Consider the following 17,798-nt stretch of genomic DNA (forward strand, 5'->3'; position numbering starts at 1 on the left):
GCTTTCCACCGTAGCAACACCGCTTAGCCGCTCGTCTAGATACCTAAAGGAGTATGTGCATATGCCTTCTCTGGCCTCTGTTCTGGGTGTATTGGACCCCACGAGCGACCGGGCGGTGTTCCGGCAGATCGCCGACGCGCTGCGGGAAGCGATCGACAAGGGCCGTTTCCGGGAGGGCGACAAGCTGCCCTCGGAGACTGAGCTGGTGGAGCACTTCGGGGTGTCCCGGATGACCGTGCGCAACTCGTTGTCGCTGCTCCAGCAGGAGGGCCTGGTGGTCTCCGAGCATGGCAAGGGAGTCTTCGTCCGGCCACGGCCACCTGTGCGGCGGCTAGCCTCGGACCGGTTCGCGCGGCGGCATCGTGAGCAGGGGAAAGCGGCCTTCACCGTGGAGGCGGAGGCTGCGGGGAGCCGTCCGGAGGTCGACGGCCTGGAGGTGAAGGAAGAGCGGCCTTCGCCGGACATCTCCGCCCGGCTGGGCTCGCCGCGCAAGGTGCTGGCCCGGCGGCGCCGGTATCTGCTGGACGGGCGGCCAGTGGAGTTCGCCACCTCGTACCTGCCGCTGGACCTCGCCCGCAACACCCCCATCGCCCACCCCAACCCCGGCCCCGGCGGCATCTACGCCCGGCTGGAAGAGCTGGGGCACCGCCTGGACCACTTCGATGAAGAGATCCGCGCCCGGATGCCCTCGCCCGCCGAGGTGCGCACGCTCCAGCTCGCCTCTGGCGTCCCGGTGATCTCGCTGATCCGTACCGCCTTCGACTCCGAGGGGCGCGCGGTCGAGGTCTGCGACACCGTGATGGCCGCTGACGCCTACGTCCTGGCTTACCAGCTGCCCGCTACCTGACGGGCGTGCCGGATGGCGCGCTGTGCGGCCGTGGCGGGCCGCTTCTCTCGACTCGTACGCACGCAGACGCATACTCGTATAGACGAGTGGCTGAGTGGTGTGGCATGGTGGTGATCGTTCCCGGCCCGTTCGGGTTCGACCGCTGGTACTCATCTAGACAACTAGGTGGGCAATGTTGTGAGAGAAGGAGAAGTAATTGCGTTCCATCCGTGTCGAGACCTCCGGTGCCACGGTCCTGCTGACTGAGGCACCGGAGCCCAAGGTCAGGGACCGGCAGAGTGGCGAGATCGCCAAGGACGCGCAGACCGGCGAGACGCTGATGCGGCTCGGTGTCGTCTTCATCGATGGCGGGGAATCCTCCCTGCTTCAGGTCACCGTTCCGGAAAGCGGGGTGACGGAAGGGCTGTCGCTCGGCTCGCCGGTCACGCTGCTTGGGCTGATCGCCCGGCCGTGGGAGAACGTCTTTAACGGGCAGCAGCGGCATGGCATCGCCTTCCGTGCTGACGCCATCGCTCCGGCTGCCATGCCGGTTGGCGCGGGGGCCTGAGCCTGATGAACGACGTCATGACGTTGATGGAGGTGGGTGGTCCGGTCGCCGGAATGGTCGGCGGGGCCGCCTACCTCCGGGCCCGGCACCCGGCCGCGTACTGGTCCACGGTCGGGCTGCCCATCTCCACGGCCCGGCTGCTGGGGTCGTACGGGTCCGTGATGGATGCGTGTGGGCTGACCGTTCCGCCGTCGCGGCTGCGGGCCTGGGCGACACAGGCGCTCACTCATCGGGAGGTGCGGCCGGTGCCTCCTCGCCGGGGGCTGATACGGCCGACCTCGACCGGGCTGCGGGTGCGGCTTCGGCTGGCACCGGGGCAGGAACCCGCCGACGTGGCGGCCTCGGCTGAACGGCTGCGGCATGCCTGGGGCGTTCACGGCGTGTATGTGGACGTGGTTAAGCCGGGGGTGGTTGAGCTGCGGCTGATCGGCTTCGACGTGCTGCGGAGGGTACGGATGCCCCGCAAGATGGCGGGCGGCTTCCTCAAGGTGCCGGTGGCGCTGCGGGAGGACGCGACACCGTTCGTACGGGACTACCGGACCGTTCCGCACCAGCTCACCCTGGGCGCCACGCTGTCAGGCAAGTCCATGTTCCTGCGGCACCTGATATCCGGGCTGGCCCGGCAGCCGGTCGCGCTGGTCGGGATCGACTGTAAGCGGGGTGTGGAGCTGGCGCCGTTCGCTCCTCGGCTGTCGGCGCTGGCCACCGATTCCGGTCAGGCGGCTGACCTGCTGCCCGTGCTCACCGGGCTCATGGAGGAACGGTACGACCTGATCAAGGCTCGGCAGGGCATCGCTCCGAGCACGCCGGATGAAGAGATCACCTCTGACATCTGGGGCCTGCCAGAGGATGAGCGGCCGGTGCCGGTGGTGCTGCTGGTGGATGAGGTGGCCGAGCTGTTCCTCGTCGCTACCCGGAAGGACGAGGAACGGCGGGACGAGATGGTTACCCAGCTCATCCGGCTCACCCAACTCGGCCGTGCGGCAGGCATCTACCTGGAGGTGTGCGGGCAGCGGTTCGGCGCCGAGTTGGGCAAGGGCGCGACGATGCTTCGGGCTCAGCTGACCGGCAGGGTCTGCCACCGCGTGAACGATGAAGCCTCCGCGAAGATGGCGTTGGGCGACATCGCCCCCGAAGCGGTCGGCGCAGCCTGCGCCATCGCTCCTGAGCGGCCCGGTCTCGCGGTCGCAGGGGACACCTCCGGCGGCTGGTCCCGCATCCGCCCGCCGTTCCTGTCGCTGGGTGACGCTGCGGCTGTCTGCCGAGAACAGGCCCATCTGGTGCCGGTGTTGCCCGCGCTCGAACCGTTCCGACCCGACGTGCCGGCCGTTCCGGTGAGCGCTTCGACGTCCCTGGTTAAGCCGCTCCCGGCCGCCGAGTAACCCACGCCCCTCACGGTCGGCGCGACCGCACCGCGCCATCTCCCTACCCCCGCCATGTCCGAAACCGATTGGAGTACCTGTGTCCCGTCCCTCGATCTCCGAGATCTCCGCGCTCCTCGCCGACCTGTCCGACTTCCGCACGTTCGGAGACGGGAGCTACGTCGAGCTGATGCGGCGTAAAGCCGACCTGCTGGAGGGCATCGCCGCCGCTCAGCCCGATGACATCGAGGCCGCGCAGGTCGCCGCTGCCGCTCGCGCACGTGCCGACGAACTCACGGCAGACGGCTGACCCATTGGAAGGAGTCCCTACCCATGCGCGCTCACCTGGCGCGGGTTGACGCGGTGCTGGTGCAAGCGGTCATCGCCGCTGCGCTGTCCTTCGCCCACCTGCATGACCTGGCCTCGGCGGCCGGGCAGGCCGGGTGGAAGGCGTGGGCCTACCCAGTCTCGGTGGACCTGCTGCTTGTGGCGGCCTGGAAGCGGCTGCGGTCGGGCTCGTCCAAGGCGGCGGCCTGGTGCTGGTTCGTCGTCGCTCTGGCCGCGTCGCTCGGGGCCAACGTCGCCACCGCCGGGCTGCTCGACCTGGCCGACGTACCGGCCTGGCTGCGCATCCTCGTCGCCGGATGGCCAGCCGTCGCCTTCCTCGGCGGAACGCTCCTTGCCCACACCGCACCAGCCGCCGAAGCCGCGTCGGCCACGGCCGCACCGGAAACCGCGGGACTACCCGACGAACCGAAGCCTGAGCCGAAGCCACCTGCGCCCCACGTCCCGGCCGCGCTTGTCACCCACGCGCGCAAGCTCGCCGACGAGCACCGCACCCGGACCGGCTCACCCATCGACAACGACACCCTGCGCGCCCGCCTCGGCGTCCCCGCGCCGCTGGCCGACGCCATCGCCACCCACCTCAAGTGATCAAGGAGACGACACCTGTGCGCCCGTCCACCCTGCACGCTCTCCAGCGCGCTGCCGAACTCAACAGTCAGGGCCGGTTCATCGAAGCAGTGAGCATCGCCGAACCGGTCATCCTCGCCGCCGACCCCGAAGAATGCGCGGAGATCAGGCAATGGCTGGCCGACCACCGCGACGACTTCACCGGCCGAGGGGAGAACGGCTGATGCCCGCGCCCCGCCGCTTTCGCAGAGTCATCCGCATCGGCCCGGTCCGCGTCGGCACCGCCAACGACCAACGGGGCCGTGAGAAGCACACCGCCGTGTGCACCGCTCCGCGCTGTGACTTCTCGGCCGACTACGACACCCGCGCCGCCGCCGAGCTGGCTGCCCGTACCCACCGTTGCCCCGTCCGCTGAAAGGAGATCGCCCGTGACTGTCAGCCTGCCCTTGGTCTTCGTGCTCGGCGTCATCGCCTGGTTCGCGATCAAGTTCCTGGGCGTCCGCATGTGGGTCGTCGTCGTCATCGCGCTGTTCGGCTTCTGGCTCGCCCACACCGGCTTCGCACCCTTCGTGGAGTCCGGTACACGCTCCGGCGTCGACACAGTCAACCCCGAACACGACTAGACGAGTAGTCAAGAGGAGGCAACCGTGTTCCGACCGAAGTACCCCGAAGCCCCCACCCCACCGACCGTCTACACGCCCACTCCGGCCGTCCCGGCGATCCAGCACAGCCACGCCCCGGCCTGCTCCTGCCAGCACGCTCCTGCTCGGCAGACGTCGTTGCTCGGGCCCAGTGCCCGGACTGTCGGTGTCGTGCTCGCGGTCGGCGTCGTCGTGACCGCGCTCCTGGCGGCCGTCGTCGTCACGGCCATCTCCGTCGCCGTTGCCGCCGTCGTCATGCGCTCGCTGCTCACCAGCCAGCGCCACCGCTGATCCGACCAACGCACACGACTGCCGGGGCGGCCTCGATACCGCCAAGCATCCGCCGCCCCGGCAGCCCCACCCCTCGAAAGAGGTGACACCCATCATCACCCGCACCACCCCGCCACCGCTGCCCCAACTCGGCAACCTGGCAGCCCTCGGCACCATGCCCGCACTGCTCCGCCAACTCTCCGGCCTCGGCGGCTGCACCACCCCGATCCGCCTCGACGGCCACCGCACCGAACACCACGTCAACCGCGAAACCGGCGAGATCGGCCGCGTCCTCCACCACCTGGACTCCACCGAACTGCCCGCCGGGCAACTCCTGGTCCGCTGCAACAACCGCCGCACCACCCGCTGTGCGGCCTGCGCCGAGACCTACCGCCGCGACACCTTCCACCTGATCACCGCCGGACTACGCGGCGGCAAAGGCACCCCGGAAGACGTCGCCACACACCCCCGCGTCTTCGCCACCTTCACCGCACCCAGCTTCGGCCCCGTCCACAACCGGCTCACCGGCCCGGCTGGCACGATCCGCCGGTGCCGGTGCGGCGTCCGCCACGACCAGGAGGACGACGCCCTTGGCACGCCACTCGCCCCGCACAGGTACGACTACGAATCCGCGGTGCTCTGGAACGCCCACGCGGGCATGCTCTGGCGACGCTTCTCCATCTACCTGCGGCGAGAGGTCGCCAAGCGGGCCGGACTCAGTCAGCGAGCCCTCCGCGACCACGCCCGGCTGTCGTTCGCCAAGGTCGCCGAGTACCAGAAGCGCGGAGCCGTCCACTTCCACGCCGTGATCCGCATCGACGGCCCCGGCGGCGGTGACACCCCGCCCCCGGCCTGGGCCACGGCCGAGCTGCTGACCGACGCCATCCAGGCGGCTACACCCAAGGCACAGGTTGCCGGACCGGTCATCGACGGCCGGGCCCACACCTTCGCCTTCGGCGACGAGCTCGACGTACGGCCCATCCGGGGCACCGACTTCAACGGCGGCCAGGAGCTGACCGACCGGGCCGTTGCCGCGTACATCGCCAAGTACGCCACCAAGGGCGCCGAGACAGCGACCGGAGCACTGGACCGGCCAATACGGCTCATCGCTGAGGTCGCCTACCTCGACATCACAGAGCACGCCCGGCGGCTCATCCGTACCGCCTGGACGCTCGGTGCGCGGAAGGACCTGGAACACCTCCGGCTCCGTGCCTGGGCTCACATGCTCGGCTTCCGGGGCCACTTCTCCACCAAGTCCCGCCGCTACTCCACCACCCTCGGCGCACTCCGTGACGCCCGCGCCGCCTGGCGCCGTGCCCAAGCCGCCGCCGAGCTGGAGCAGAACGAGACCACGCTCGTCCTCGCCCACTGGGCCTACGCCGGAACCGGCCTCACCCCCGCTGAGGAATGGCTGACCGCCACCCTCGCCCCCGCTCCCGGAACGGAAGGAGAACCAACCCATGGCTGACGAACTGCTCACCGTGCCGGAGGTGATGGCCCGGCTCAAGATCGGTCGCTCCACGGTCTACGACTTGATCCGGTCCCGGCGCCTGCCCTCCATCACCATCGGCCGCGCACGCCGCGTCCCGGCCGCCGCACTCCGCGACTTCATCGACCACCAGATTGCCGAGGCCGCCTGATGCCACAGCAGCGCAAGCGCAACCCCAACGGTGCGGGAACGATCACCAAGCGCAAGGACGGCCGTTACGAGGGCCGGGCCTACGTGATCACGGCGTCCGGCGTCCGGAAGCGCAAGTCCGTGTACGGCGCGACGTGGGAGGAGGTGCACCGCAGGGTGATTGACCTCCAGTCTCAAGATCAGAAGGGTGTGCCGCTGCCCGACACCGATTCGACGGTCGGCGACTACCTGGCCTACTGGCTGGCCGAAGAGGTGGTGCTCAACCGGCGGCCCAAGACATACCAGGGCTACGAAAGCGTTGTGCGCGTCCACTTGGTCCCCGGTCTGGGAGGCAAGAAGCTCCGAGACCTGCGCGCCCAAGAGGTCCGGGTGTGGCTCAACCGGGTGCGTGAAGAGTGCCAGTGCTGCAAGAACGGCTGGGACAAGGAACGCGAAAAGCCGCAGTGCTGCGCCGCTCGCCGCTGCTGTGCGCGCAAGCTGTCGGCCCGCATGGTCCAGTCGATTCACGCCGTGCTGCGGAACGCCCTGGAGCACGCCGTACGTGAGGAGCTGATCATGCGCAACGTCGCGAAGCTCGTGAGGACTCCGGCCCCCTCCTACAGGACGGGCAAGGGGCTCTCACCGGCTCAGGCCAAGTTGGTGCTCAAGGAGCTTCGGGATCACCGCTTGCACGCCCTCTACGTCCTGGCGCTGCTCCTCGGCATGCGGCGCGGTGAGCTGCTGGGCCTGCGCTGGTCGGCGGTGGACTTGGACCGGGGCACCCTCACCGTGCTGACCAACCTTCAGCGAGTCGGGGGAGAGCTGAGGCTCGTCCTCCCCAAGACGCGGTCTTCCGAGCGCACCATCCCTCTCCCGCCCCTCGCGATCTCCGCGCTCCGCGCCCACCAGGAGCGTCAGGCGCAGGAGCGGGCAGCGGCTGGCATGGCCTGGCAGGAAAACGGGTTGGTCTTCCCATCCCGGATCGGGACGCCGTACGAGCCGGACAACCTGCGCCGGAGCTGGGACCCGGTACGGAAGCGGCTCGGCCTGGATCTGCGCTTTCACGATCTGCGCCACACCTGCATCACGCTGCTGCTGGATCTTGGCGTCCCCGTGCACATCGTCCAGCAGATCGCCGGGCATAGCGATCACGGCGTGACCATGCAGGTCTACGCCCATGCCTCGCTCGATGAGCAGCGGAAGGCGCTCGGCCGCCTGGAGGGCCGGTTGGTGTAGATCCGGCGCCGTTGGTGTCAACCGTTGGTGTCACAGGCAACGAAGAAGCCCCCTCCGGGTGACCCTGGAGGGGGCTTTGCCCTGGTAAGGGCTGCGGTGGCTGGGGCCGGGGTCGAACCGGCGACCTTCCGCTTTTCAGGCGGACGCTCGTACCAACTGAGCTACCCAGCCGCAGCGGTCCTGACGGGATTTGAACCCGCGGCCTCCACCTTGACAGGGTGGCGAGCACTCCAAACTGCTCCACAGGACCTTGCGTGTGTGCGAGAACGAGTCTCGCACAGGGCGGCGTACGGGCCTAACGGGTTTCCGTTGGGGGGTCGTACGACCTGCGATCTTCTTGGCGGGGGTTTTGCTTTCCCCCGCGTCGATGTCGCTGGATCAGCGTATCAGACCTCAGGCCGTGTCCTGACCGCGTCGAGGGCCGTGCGGAGGGCGGTCAGGCGGGCCGGGGAGGCGAGGCCCGCGTGGTAGAGGTGCAGCTCGTCGGCGCCCGCTGCCAGGCAGGTGGCCCATTCGGCGGCCAGGGCCGATGGGTCGGCCGGGCGGGGCGGGAGGACCGGGAGGTAGGCGGCGAGGCGGGTGCCGTCGGCGGCCAGGGGGCGGAGGGCGGCGAGGTTGGCGGTGCCCTGGTCGGCGCTGTTCCAGGCGGAGGCGACGAGGGTGTCCACGGGTGGGGCGGGGGCGTCGGCGATCGTCGCGAAGGGGCCCGTGGCCCAGGGGTCCGCGCTCGCGTGCAGGGTGAGGGGGAGCGGGCCCGGGGCGGCCGCCAGCACCTCTCGGCGCAGGTCCGCGGTGAGGGTGGTGCGGATCTTGCGCAGGGACTGCATCAGGGCGGGAGGGAAGGGGGCGGTCTGGTCCACGGCCTCCATGACGTGGCGGCGGAGGCGGTGGGGATCCAAGGCCGCCGCCTCGTAGCGGGGCAGGCAGGACGCGCAGAAGCACCAGGACAGGAGGTGGTCCGCGGCCTCGTCCCAGTCCGCGCCCGCCGTCTTCTCGTGGTGGCCGCCGTGCCCCAGCCCCAGGGGCCCGCAGGCCTCCAGGACCAGGCCGTCCGGCTCGCCCACCGCCGCGACCTCCCGCACCAGCGTGGCGCAGTACGCCCTGACCTCGGCGGACGAGGGGCACAGGGCGTACGGGTACGGGTCGCCGAAGGCGTTGCGTACGGCGAGGTCGGGGTGGGCGTGGCCGAGGCGGGTGTTGTGGGTGAGGACCGTCCAGGCGTGGACCGGGAGGCCCACGGCGCGCAGCGCGTCGCGGGCCTCCAGGAACCCGTCCGGCCCAGGCATCCACGCCGGGGCGCCCGGGACCAGGCGGGACCCGGACCACGCCGCGTCCCGCACCGGGAGGTACAGCGCGGCGTGGTGCGCGTCGACCACCCGGTGCGCGGGGTGGAACGGGGTGGCGGCCCGTACGGAGTGGTACGCGGCGGCCAGGGCCACCGCGTCCACCCCGAGGGCCGCGATCCGCTCGGCGGCGGACGGATCGCCGACGACATCCCACGGGTAGAGGTACGCGATCGCCGTCACCATCGCGGCAGGCCCGCCTTGAAGTCGGGGTTCACCCGCTGCATGTACCCCGTGTCGTCCCGCTTCCGCAGCCCGCAGGTCAGGTAGTTCTCGTGCAGCCGGGCGAGGACGTCCTCGTCCACTTCGACGCCGAGGCCCGGGCCGGTGGGGACCGGGACCGCGCCGTCGACGAAGGTCAGCGCGCCGGGCCGCACCACGTCGTCCTGGGCGCTCCACGGGTAGTGGGTGTCGCACGCGTACGTCAGGTTGGGGGTCGCGGCGGCGAGGTGGGTCATGGCGGCGAGGCTGATGCCCAGATGCGAGTTGGAGTGCATGGACATGCCCATGCCGAAGGTCTCGCAGATCGTGCCCAGGTGGCGGGTGCGGGTGAGTCCGCCCCAGTAGTGGTGGTCGCCGAGGACGACCTGCACGGCGCCCTGCGCGACGGCCGGCGGGATGTGGTCGAAGGCGACCACGCACATGTTGGTGGCCAGCGGGAGCGGCGACGCGGCGGCGACCTCCGCCATGCCGGGGATGGTCCCGGTCGGGTCCTCCAGGTATTCGAGGACGCCGTCCAGGGCGCGGGCGACCTCCAGCGAGGTCCCGGGCGTCCAGGCGGTGTTCGGGTCGAGCCGCAGCGGATGGCCGGGGAACGCCTCGCGGAGGGCATGGATCGCGGCGATCTCCTGGTCGGGCGGGAAGACGCCGCCCTTGAGTTTGATCGAGCCGAAGCCGTAGAGGTCGATCATGCGGCGGGCCTGCGCCACGACGCCCTCGGGGTCGAGCGCCGCGCCCCACTCGTCGTCGTCCGCGCCCGGGTGCCCGGCCCACTTGTAGAAGAGATACGCGCTGTACGGGACGGAGTCCCGGACCGCACCGCCGAGCAGGTCGCTCACCGGGCGGCCCGCCAGCTTGCCCTGCACGTCCAGGCAGGCGACCTCGACGGCCGCGTGCACCCGGCCGAGGTCGAAGGAGGAGATCTTGCCGCCCGCGTGGTCGAAGAGGGCCGCCGCCTTCCCGTACAGCTCGCCCAGCGCGTACACGCTCACGCCCGTCAGATGGGGACGCAGCGCCGCGAGCCGTTCCAGGTGGAGGGTGTCGCCGAACGTCTCGCCGAGGCCCGTCACCCCGTCCTCCGTCACCAGCTGGACGATGCTGCGCAGCGCCCATGGCTCGTGGACGCCGTCCGCGTTGAGCAGCGGGGGGTCGCGGAAGGCGATCGGGGTGATCACCAGGTCCTTGATGCGCATACGTGTGGTCACACCAGTCCCAGTCCGGAGTCGATGATCTTTTGAAGTTCGGCGAGGTGTTCCTCGCTCGGGTCCACCAGCGGCGGTCGTACCCCGCCGACGTCCAGCCCACGCAGCCGCACCGCCGCCTTGATCAAGGAAATGGCGTATCCGGGGACCTTGTCCCGCAGGGCGACCAGGGGCTGGAAGAAGTCGGTCAGCAGCCGTTCCGCGGTCGCGGTGTCGCCGGAGCCGACCGCCTGGTGGAAGGCGAGGGAGACCTCGGGGGCGAAGCAGAACACCGCTGAGGAGTAGAGGTCCACGCCGACGGCCCGGTAGGCGGGCACGGTCATCTCGGCGGTGGGCATGCCGTTGAAGAACTGGAAGTCCTCGCCGACCGCGGAGCGCACGGTGAGCACGATGCGCTGCATCAGGTCGAGGTCGCCGATGCCGTCCTTGAAGCCGGTCACGCCGGGGAGGGCGGCGATGCGGGCGGCGGTCTCCGGGGTGAAGACGGCGTTGCCGCGCTGGTAGACGATCAGGGGCAGCCGGGTGGCGGCGGTGACCTGTTCGACGTAGCGGACCATGCCCTCGGGCGGGAAGGTGACCAGGTACGGGGGCAGCAGGAGCAGCCCGTCCGCCCCGGCCCGCTCGGCGGCGCGCGCGAACTGGGCGGCCACTGCGACCGGCCCGCCCGCGCCCGCGTAGACGGGGGCGCGGCCGTCGGTGACCTCGACGGCGATGCGGACGACGCGTTCGTACTCGCCGGGCTCCAGGCTGTGGAACTCACCGGTGCCGCAGGCGATGAACACCCCGCCCGGTCCGGCGGCGACGCCCTGCTCGATGTGGGTGGCGAGGGTCTTCTCGTCGACGGTGCCGTCCGCGGTGAAGGGCGTGACGGGGAAGAAGAGCACTCCGGTGAGTCTCATGCGGGACCTCATCAGTGGGGGGTGGGAAAGTCGAAGAGTGGATGACCGACGGCGGATGGCCGATGGCGGATTACCGATGACCGATGGCAGGTGACAGGCGTCGGATAGCGGATGACAGACGGTGAAATCTGTCAGCGCTTTGACGACGTCCGACAGCTGACAGCCGTCAGCCCTTCAGCGCTCCGGCCGTCATGCCGCGGATCAGCGACCGCTGGAGCAGCAGGTAGACGACCAGGCTCGGGATGAGCGCGAGCAGCGAACCGGCCAGCACAAGACCCGGCCCGATCGTGTCGCTGCGCATCGTGGAGAGCGCGACGGACAGGGTGTAGTCCGACGGGTCGTTGGCGACGATCAGCGGCAGCAGGTACTGGTCCCAGATCATGATGAAGCCGAAGACGGTGATCACGCCGAGCGCCGGGCGGCACAGCGGCAGCACGACCTGGGCGAAGATGCGCCATTCCCCGGCGCCGTCGATCTTGGCGGCCTCTTCCAGCTCCGCGGGCAGCTCCCGCATGAACTCCGTCATCACGAAGATCGAGAATCCCCAGGCGCCGAGCGGCAGGATCATGCCGAGCAGGGTGCCCTTGAGGCTCAGATGGACGACCGGGAGGTCGCCGAGGACGAGCGAGAGCGGGATCGCGATGACTTCCTCGGGCAGCATCATCGTCGTCAGGAAGAGCAGCGACAGGATGGCCCGTCCCCGGAACCGCTTGCGCGCCAGGGCGTACGCGGCGAAGACGCTGACGCTTACCTGGAGCAGCAGCGCGCCGCCCGCGACGATGAGGGAGTTGGCGAGGTAGTGCCAGACGTCCCGTTCGCCCGCGACCTTGAAGTTCTCCAGTGTCGGGGAGTTGGGGATGATGGACAGCTTCGTCGGGTCCGGGTTGTTGTCGAACGCGCCGGAGAACAGCACGATCAGCGGCCCGGCGAAGAGGGCCAGCGCCAGCAGGCACAGCAGGGCCCGGAGCGCCATGCTCAGCAGATGGTTGCGTCCGGTGCGCCAGCCGAGCGCGGTCTCGACGCTCTGCGAGACGCCGACGCCGCCACCGGGGCGCCGCCTGGCCGACGGCGCGCGGGAGAGGGAGAGCGTCATGGCCGGGCCTCCTTCCGTCGCTGGTACCACTGCATCGCGACTGTCAGGCACACCGTGACCAGGAACAGCAGCGTGGCGGCGGCGGAGGCGACACCGATCTCGTTGCGGGTGAATCCGAGCTGGTAGATCCGGGTCATCCAGACGTCGGTGGATCCGGCGGGTCCGCCTCCGGTGAGGACGTAGACCTCGGTGAAGGTGCGGAACCCGCGGATGGCGGCGAGGGTGAGCAGGATCGTGACGACGGGGCGCAGCGCGGGCAGGGTGATGTGGCGGAGCCGCTGCCAGGTGTTGGCGCCGTCGAGGGCGGCCGCCTCGTAGAGCCCGCGGTCGACCTGGGTGAGCCCGGCGAGGACGATGACCATGTTGTAGGGGCCGCCGGTCCAGATGGCGACCGCCATGACCGACCAGAGGGCGGAGCCGGTGTGGTCGAGGTAGTGCAGCGGGCCGATGCCGAGGAAGCCGAGGACGGTGTTGAGGAATCCGGCGCTGGTCGGGTAGTAGAGCAGCCGCCAGATCTCGCCGACGACGGCCGTGGCGGTGACGACCGGCAGGAAGACGGCGGAGCGCATGAACCACAGGGAGCGCGCCGGGCCTTCGAGCAGCAGCGCCAGGACGAAGCCGACGATGACGGAGCCGATGGTTCCGCCGACCGCCAGCACCACGGTGTGGCCCAGCGCGGCCTGGAACTGCGGATCGTCGAAGACCGCCCGGTAGTTGTTGAATCCCACCCACAGATTGCCGAGGAACGGCCGGACGTCGTAGAAGCTGAGCTGGACGCCCTTGGCCATGGGCAGGTACTTGAAGACGACGAAGAGGAGCAGGGCGGGGGCCACGAACAGCCAGGGCACCCACGCCGAGGCGGTGAAGCGGCGGCCGCGCGGGCCCCGCTTCACCGCTCCGGCGGGCGGGGCGGCGGCCCGGCGGTCACCGCCGGGCCGCGCCTCGGCGGCCGCCGTCGAAGAGACGGCCGTCGAGGCCCCCTGGGCGCCCAGGGGCGCCCCGGAGCGGCCCAGCGGCGTCCCTGCGGCGCCCAGGGGCTGGGTCACTTGGCCACTCCCTGGGACTTCAGCTCCTGCTCAAGCGTGGAGTTCAGCTCGCTCAGCCCGCCCTTCACGCTGGAGCCGCAGTTGGCGAAGAGCTTGTTCAGCGACTCGGCGGTGTCCTGCCGGATGGGCTGGTAGTTGATCGCGGACGGGAAGGGCTTGGAGTCGTGTCCGTACGCGTCCGAGAAGATCTTCCAGCGCGGGTCGTTGTAGACCTTGCCGGTGTCCACCTTGGTGTTGACCGACAGCCGCACGACGGGGGCGTCGGGGGCCGTCATGCCGAGCTTCTGCGCCTCGGGGCTGATCAGGAACTCGGCGAGCTTGCGCTGCTGCTCGGTCTTCTTCGACCCGGCCATCAGGTAGACGTTCTCGCCCTCGGCCAGCACGGTGTTGCCGTCCGGGCCCTTGGGGGCGGGGATGACGTCGAGCTTGTCCTTGCCCGGCGTCTTGTCGAACAGCGGGAACTCATAGGGACCGGTGAGGGAGATGCCGACCTTGCCCTGCGTGAAGAAGGGGTACGAGTCGCCGGTGGTCATCGTGAGCGAACCGGGCTGGGTGACCTTGCTGGAGCAGTAGAGGCCCTTGAGCCAGTTGACCGTCTTGACGTTCGCGGGGGAGTCGGCGACCGCCTGGTACTTGCCGCCGCCGCGCGAGGCGACGATGTCGCCGCCGCCCTGCCAGATGAAGTTGGAGGCGAACCAGGCGAGGTAGCCGTTGTTGGTGGAGCCGGGGACGAGCAGGCCGTAGGTGTCGTTCTTGCCGTTGCCGTCCGGGTCCTTGTCCGTGAACGCCTTGGCGACGTCGAGCAGTTCGGCCCACGTCTTGGGGGCCTTCATGCCCACCTTCTTCAGCCAGTCCTTGCGGATGAACATCCCCTGGGCCTGGCGGGAGAACGGAATGCCGTAGACCTTGCCGTCGGTGCCGACCGCGCCGGACCAGGCGGTGGAGGTGATGTCGGAGGTGCCGGTGAGCGCCTTCTTGTCGATGGGCTGGAGCAGCCCCTGGGACTGGTAGTTCCCCAGGCTGCCCATGTCGTTGACGGTGACGTCGGGGAGGTTCTTGGAGGCGGCGCGCTGCTGGAGGAGCTTGTCGAAGTCGACGACGGGCTTGTAGTCGACCTTGATGCCGGTTTTCTTGGTGAAGGCGGCGAATATCCTCTTGTATGCCTTCGCGTCCACGGTGTCGCTGCGGGTCCACACCTCCAGGGGCCCCTTGGCGCTGCCGCCGCCGCTGCCGCTGGTGCTCGCGCCGCACCCGGCGACGAGGGAACCGGCGAGTGCCGCGCATGCCAGAGGTGCCAGTCGCCTCGTCATGGCTGAGTGTCTGAACATGGCCACCGCCCGTTCGTATAGATGAACACTGGTTATGTCTACGAACCAGATGGCGGGACGCTAGAGCGCTCCGAGATGGCTGTCAATACTTGTTTCGCTGTGTGCAGTGTTGTTTGCTAAGTCGGAATCATTGCCTCCACATCCCTCGCTGAACAGGGCATCTCTCGGATCTTCGAGAGAGATGCGGACAATGATCAACACGCGCCCGGACGCCCTTGCCGGGCGTGCGACCGTCTCGCCGCCCATGCGGCTCCCTGCTCCGGAGGTCAGTCATCGGACTCCGCCGACGCTCAGATCGAGCCATGATCACGTACTACGAGGACCCCTCGCCCGGCACCGGAGCACTCGCCCCCCGCGCTGCCTTCCGCTCCGACGCGCGGACCCTCTCCCTGAACGGCGAGTGGGACTTCCGGCTCTTCCTCACCGTGGCCCACGCGGAAACGGCGGAAACAGACACGGCGGACGACGGCTGGGAGAAGCTCCCCGTGCCCTCCCACTGGGCCCTGCACGGCCACGGCGCCCCGCAGTACACCAACATCCGCTACCCCTTCCCGGTCGACCCGCCCCGCGTCCCCACCGAGAACCCGACCGGCGACCACCGCCTCGTCTTCGACCTCCCCGACGACTGGCCGGGGCCGGACGAGGGGGCAGGCGGCCGCACCCTGCTGCGCCTGGACGGCGTGGAGTCCTGCTACCGGGTCCACCTCAACGGCCACGAGCTGGGCACGGCCAAGGGCAGCCGCCTGCCGCACGAGTTCGACACCGGCCCCCATCTGCTGCGCCGCGGCAATGTGCTGTCCGTACGCGTCCACCAGTGGTCCTCCGGCGCTTACGTCGAGGACCAGGACATGTGGTGGCTGGCCGGGATCTTCCGCGGGGTGTCGCTCCTCCACCGCCCCGAGGGCGCCGTCGAGGACGTCTTCGTGCACGCCGGGTACGACCACCGCACCGGTCACGGCACCCTGCGCGTGGACACGACGCCCGCGGGCGGCCGCGTCACCGTCCCCGAGCTGGGCCTGACCCTCGCGACGGGCGAGACCGTGACCGTCCCCGGCGTCCAGCCCTGGTCCGCCGAGGCGCCCCGGCTGTACGAGGCGACGCTCGCGACCGACGGCGAGCGCGTCCCGCTGCGCCTGGGCTTCCGTACCGTCGCCGTCGAGGACGGAGTGATCACCGTCAACGGACGGCCGCTGCTGCTGCGCGGCGTCAACCGCCACGAGTTCCACCCCGACCACGGCCGCGCCGTCCCGTACGCCACGATGCGCGAGGACGTGGCTCTGATGAAGCGGCACAACATCAACGCCGTCCGCACCAGCCACTACCCGCCGGACCCCGCCTTCCTCGACCTGTGCGACGAGTTCGGGCTGTGGGTGATCGACGAGGCCGATCTGGAGACCCACGGCTTCATCTACGACGGCTGGCGCGGCAACCCCGCCGACGACCCCGCCTGGGAGGAGGCCCTGATCGACCGGGCCGCCCGGATGGTCGAGCGGGACAAGAACCACCCCAGCGTGATCATGTGGTCGCTGGGCAACGAGTCCGGCACCGGCCGCAATCTGGCCGCCATGTCCCGCTGGATACGGAACCGCGACCCGCACCGCCTGATCCACTACGAGGGCGACTGGTCCTGCGAGCACACCGACGTCTACAGCCGGATGTACGCCTCGCACGAGGAGGTCGAGGCGATCGGCCGCCGCGCCGAGAAGCCGCTGGACGATCCCCGGCTGGACGCCCGCCGCCGCGCCCTGCCGTTCATCCAGTGCGAGTACGCGCACGCGATGGGCAACGGACCGGGCGGCCTCACCGAGTACCAGCGGCTGTTCGAGACGTACGAGCGGCTCCAGGGCGGCTTCGTCTGGGAGTGGATCGACCACGGGCTGCGCGCCCGGGACGCCGCCGGGCGGCCGTACTTCGCGTACGGCGGCGACTTCGGCGAGCCGCTGCACGACGGCAACTTCTGCGCGGACGGCCTGCTCTTCCCCGACCGGACGCCGTCCCCGGGGCTGCTGGAGTACAAGAAGGTCGTCGAGCCGGTCGGGATCTGCGTGGACGTCGCCGCCCGCACCGTCCGCGTCACCAACAAGTACGACGTCGTCGATCTGTCGGGGCTCGCCTTCGGCTGGTCACACGAGGTGGAGGGGCGCCGGGTGGCCGAGGGCGCGCTCGATGTGCCGCCGCTCGCCCCCGGGGAGTCCGCCGAGGTGACGCTGCCCGAGCCCGATGGGGAGACCGAGGGCGAGGAGTGGTGGACCGTACGGGCCGTCCTGGCGGCCGACACCGCCTGGGCGCCCGCGGGCCACGAGGTGGCGTGGGGCCAGGCGCGCGCCCGGGGCCCCGCTGTCATCCGTACGCCCGGGGCGCGCATCACCCCTGTACGCGCCCCCGAATCCGGCGGCGCCATCACCCTGGGCCCGGCCTCCTTCGACCCCCTCGACGGCAGCCTCCGCACCCTCCACGGCCTGCCCATCGCCGTCCCGCCCCGGCTGAACGTCTGGCGCGCCACCACCGACAACGACCGCGGCCCGGACGAGGCGAAGTCCCTCGCCACGCAGTGGCGCCGCCACGCCCTGGACCGGATGCGGCACCGCGTCGACGGCGTCACGGTGGACGGCGAATCGCTGGTCGTCACGGCCCGGGTGGCACCGCCCGGGGGATTCTTCGGCCTGTCCGTCGTCTACCGCTGGACCAGTGAGCAGTCCGACGACCGCACCCGGCTCGACCTCGCCGTCGACATCACCCCGGACGGCGAGTGGCCCTGCCCGCTGCCCCGGCTCGGGCTGGCCCTTGGCGTACGGGCGCCGCTGGACCGGATCGAGTGGTACGGCGGCGGCCCCGGCGAGTCGTACCCCGACACCCGGCGGGCGGCGCGCGTCGGCCGCTGGGCGACGACCGTGGACGGGTTCCAGACGCCGTACGTCTTCCCGCAGGAGAACGGCAGCCGCGGCGACGTCCGCTGGGCCGAGCTGCGCGGCCCGGACGGCGGCGGGCTGCGCATCGAGGGCCGCCCCGCCTTCGCGCTCACCGCGCGCCGCTGGACCACCGAACAGCTGGAGGCCGCCCGGCACCCGGCCGACCTGACCCCGGGCGAGGTGCTCCACCTCGACCTGGACGCGGCCCACCACGGCATCGGCACCGCCTCCTGCGGCCCGGGCGTCCTCGCCCCGTACGAGCTGCGGGCGGCCCGGACGCGGTTCGGCGTCGGCTTCACGCTGCCGCGCTGAAAGCGGTACGCACAG

19 protein-coding genes and 2 tRNA genes are annotated in these 17,798 nt (G+C 70.5%); 13 read left to right on the top strand and 8 right to left on the bottom strand.

Annotation, left to right across the window (positions count from 1 at the left end; all coding sequences use genetic code 11):
• Positions 1-61 precede the first annotated feature (61 nt).
• The 12 genes from ACH4TL_RS17365 (at position 62) to ACH4TL_RS17420 (ending at position 7,432) form a co-directional block, all read left to right on the top strand.
• Positions 62-847 carry a GntR family transcriptional regulator gene (locus ACH4TL_RS17365; protein WP_398314801.1) on the top strand — a complete coding sequence of 262 codons (786 nt, stop codon included), beginning with the start codon at positions 62-64 and terminating at the stop codon, positions 845-847.
• 196 nt (positions 848-1,043) lie between these two features.
• Entirely contained in the window at positions 1,044-1,394 is a 351-nt protein-coding gene (locus ACH4TL_RS17370; RefSeq protein ID WP_398314803.1) for a hypothetical protein, read from the top strand.
• A gap of 5 nt (positions 1,395-1,399) precedes the next feature.
• Complete coding sequence (locus ACH4TL_RS17375; protein WP_398314805.1) at positions 1,400-2,776, top strand: FtsK/SpoIIIE domain-containing protein; 1,377 nt, start codon at positions 1,400-1,402, stop codon at positions 2,774-2,776.
• Positions 2,777-2,855: 79 nt separating this feature from the next.
• Positions 2,856-3,065: a hypothetical protein gene (locus ACH4TL_RS17380; RefSeq protein WP_398314807.1), complete on the top strand. Its 210-nt coding sequence runs from the start codon at positions 2,856-2,858 to the stop codon at positions 3,063-3,065.
• A gap of 23 nt (positions 3,066-3,088) precedes the next feature.
• On the top strand, positions 3,089-3,688 hold the full coding sequence (locus ACH4TL_RS17385) for a DUF2637 domain-containing protein (RefSeq protein ID WP_398314809.1): 600 nt from the start codon (positions 3,089-3,091) through the stop codon (positions 3,686-3,688).
• Between the two features lie 17 nt (positions 3,689-3,705).
• Positions 3,706-3,891 carry a hypothetical protein gene (locus ACH4TL_RS17390; protein WP_398314810.1) on the top strand — a complete coding sequence of 62 codons (186 nt, stop codon included), beginning with the start codon at positions 3,706-3,708 and terminating at the stop codon, positions 3,889-3,891.
• Positions 3,891-4,082, top strand: a complete 192-nt coding sequence (locus ACH4TL_RS17395; protein WP_398314812.1) for a mobile element transfer protein — start codon at positions 3,891-3,893, stop codon at positions 4,080-4,082. The genes ACH4TL_RS17390 and ACH4TL_RS17395 overlap by 1 nt, the downstream gene beginning before the upstream one ends.
• Before the next feature lie 13 nt (positions 4,083-4,095).
• A complete protein-coding gene (locus ACH4TL_RS17400) occupies positions 4,096-4,290 on the top strand; it encodes a hypothetical protein (protein ID WP_398314814.1) in 195 nt (64 codons plus the stop codon).
• A gap of 24 nt (positions 4,291-4,314) precedes the next feature.
• A complete protein-coding gene (locus ACH4TL_RS17405; protein ID WP_398314816.1) occupies positions 4,315-4,599 on the top strand; it encodes a hypothetical protein in 285 nt (94 codons plus the stop codon).
• A 154-nt stretch (positions 4,600-4,753) separates the two neighbouring features.
• Positions 4,754-6,046 carry a replication initiator gene (locus ACH4TL_RS17410; RefSeq protein WP_398314949.1) on the top strand — a complete coding sequence of 431 codons (1,293 nt, stop codon included), beginning with the start codon at positions 4,754-4,756 and terminating at the stop codon, positions 6,044-6,046.
• Positions 6,039-6,218: a helix-turn-helix domain-containing protein gene (locus tag ACH4TL_RS17415; RefSeq protein ID WP_093463518.1), complete on the top strand. Its 180-nt coding sequence runs from the start codon at positions 6,039-6,041 to the stop codon at positions 6,216-6,218. Before ACH4TL_RS17410 ends, ACH4TL_RS17415 begins: the two co-directional genes overlap by 8 nt.
• Positions 6,218-7,432, top strand: coding sequence for a tyrosine-type recombinase/integrase (locus tag ACH4TL_RS17420; protein ID WP_398314818.1), 1,215 nt, complete (start codon positions 6,218-6,220; stop codon positions 7,430-7,432). Before ACH4TL_RS17415 ends, ACH4TL_RS17420 begins: the two co-directional genes overlap by 1 nt.
• A 97-nt stretch (positions 7,433-7,529) precedes the next feature.
• Here ACH4TL_RS17420 and ACH4TL_RS17425 read toward each other — a convergent pair.
• From ACH4TL_RS17425 to ACH4TL_RS17460, 8 genes are all read right to left on the bottom strand, one after another.
• Positions 7,530-7,603, bottom strand: a tRNA-Phe gene (locus ACH4TL_RS17425).
• 4 nt (positions 7,604-7,607) lie between these two features.
• Positions 7,608-7,682 (bottom strand) — tRNA-Asp (locus ACH4TL_RS17430).
• A gap of 136 nt (positions 7,683-7,818) precedes the next feature.
• On the bottom strand, positions 7,819-8,961 hold the full coding sequence (locus ACH4TL_RS17435) for a hypothetical protein (protein ID WP_398314820.1): 1,143 nt from the start codon (positions 8,959-8,961) through the stop codon (positions 7,819-7,821).
• Positions 8,955-10,199: a glucarate dehydratase family protein gene (locus ACH4TL_RS17440; RefSeq protein ID WP_398314822.1), complete on the bottom strand. Its 1,245-nt coding sequence runs from the start codon at positions 10,197-10,199 to the stop codon at positions 8,955-8,957. The genes ACH4TL_RS17435 and ACH4TL_RS17440 overlap by 7 nt, the downstream gene beginning before the upstream one ends.
• Complete coding sequence (locus tag ACH4TL_RS17445; RefSeq protein WP_398314824.1) at positions 10,196-11,095, bottom strand: 5-dehydro-4-deoxyglucarate dehydratase; 900 nt, start codon at positions 11,093-11,095, stop codon at positions 10,196-10,198. Before ACH4TL_RS17445 ends, ACH4TL_RS17440 begins: the two co-directional genes overlap by 4 nt.
• A gap of 166 nt (positions 11,096-11,261) precedes the next feature.
• The gene (locus ACH4TL_RS17450; RefSeq protein WP_398314826.1) at positions 11,262-12,188 is read right to left on the bottom strand and encodes a carbohydrate ABC transporter permease; all 927 of its coding nucleotides are present in this window, start codon (positions 12,186-12,188) and stop codon (positions 11,262-11,264) included.
• The gene (locus ACH4TL_RS17455; RefSeq protein ID WP_398314828.1) at positions 12,185-13,234 is read right to left on the bottom strand and encodes a carbohydrate ABC transporter permease; all 1,050 of its coding nucleotides are present in this window, start codon (positions 13,232-13,234) and stop codon (positions 12,185-12,187) included. The genes ACH4TL_RS17450 and ACH4TL_RS17455 overlap by 4 nt, the downstream gene beginning before the upstream one ends.
• Complete coding sequence (locus ACH4TL_RS17460) at positions 13,231-14,544, bottom strand: ABC transporter substrate-binding protein (RefSeq protein ID WP_398314830.1); 1,314 nt, start codon at positions 14,542-14,544, stop codon at positions 13,231-13,233. Before ACH4TL_RS17460 ends, ACH4TL_RS17455 begins: the two co-directional genes overlap by 4 nt.
• A 320-nt stretch (positions 14,545-14,864) precedes the next feature.
• Here ACH4TL_RS17460 and ACH4TL_RS17465 point away from each other — a divergent pair, with 320 nt between their 5' ends.
• Positions 14,865-17,783, top strand: coding sequence for a glycoside hydrolase family 2 TIM barrel-domain containing protein (locus ACH4TL_RS17465; RefSeq protein WP_398314832.1), 2,919 nt, complete (start codon positions 14,865-14,867; stop codon positions 17,781-17,783).
• The last annotated feature ends 15 nt before the right edge of the window (positions 17,784-17,798 follow it).

Source organism: Streptomyces sp. NPDC021115, from assembly GCF_044333065.1.
In the GTDB taxonomy this organism is placed as follows: domain Bacteria; phylum Actinomycetota; class Actinomycetes; order Streptomycetales; family Streptomycetaceae; genus Streptomyces.

Bases quoted from the DNA above. Each gene is read 5' to 3' on its own strand.
- ACH4TL_RS17435 (WP_398314820.1), bottom strand. From the start codon at position 8,961: ATGGTGACGGCGATCGCGTACCTCTACCCGTGGGATGTCGTCGGCGAT.
- ACH4TL_RS17420 (WP_398314818.1), top strand. From the start codon at position 6,218: ATGCCACAGCAGCGCAAGCGCAACCCCAACGGTGCGGGAACGATCACC.
- ACH4TL_RS17460 (WP_398314830.1), bottom strand. From the start codon at position 14,544: ATGACGAGGCGACTGGCACCTCTGGCATGCGCGGCACTCGCCGGTTCC.
- ACH4TL_RS17385 (WP_398314809.1), top strand. From the start codon at position 3,089: ATGCGCGCTCACCTGGCGCGGGTTGACGCGGTGCTGGTGCAAGCGGTC.
- ACH4TL_RS17445 (WP_398314824.1), bottom strand. From the start codon at position 11,095: ATGAGACTCACCGGAGTGCTCTTCTTCCCCGTCACGCCCTTCACCGCG.
- ACH4TL_RS17410 (WP_398314949.1), top strand. From the start codon at position 4,754: ATGCCCGCACTGCTCCGCCAACTCTCCGGCCTCGGCGGCTGCACCACC.
- ACH4TL_RS17395 (WP_398314812.1), top strand. From the start codon at position 3,891: ATGCCCGCGCCCCGCCGCTTTCGCAGAGTCATCCGCATCGGCCCGGTC.
- ACH4TL_RS17415 (WP_093463518.1), top strand. From the start codon at position 6,039: ATGGCTGACGAACTGCTCACCGTGCCGGAGGTGATGGCCCGGCTCAAG.
- ACH4TL_RS17450 (WP_398314826.1), bottom strand. From the start codon at position 12,188: ATGACGCTCTCCCTCTCCCGCGCGCCGTCGGCCAGGCGGCGCCCCGGT.
- ACH4TL_RS17375 (WP_398314805.1), top strand. From the start codon at position 1,400: ATGAACGACGTCATGACGTTGATGGAGGTGGGTGGTCCGGTCGCCGGA.
- ACH4TL_RS17465 (WP_398314832.1), top strand. From the start codon at position 14,865: ATGATCACGTACTACGAGGACCCCTCGCCCGGCACCGGAGCACTCGCC.
- ACH4TL_RS17365 (WP_398314801.1), top strand. From the start codon at position 62: ATGCCTTCTCTGGCCTCTGTTCTGGGTGTATTGGACCCCACGAGCGAC.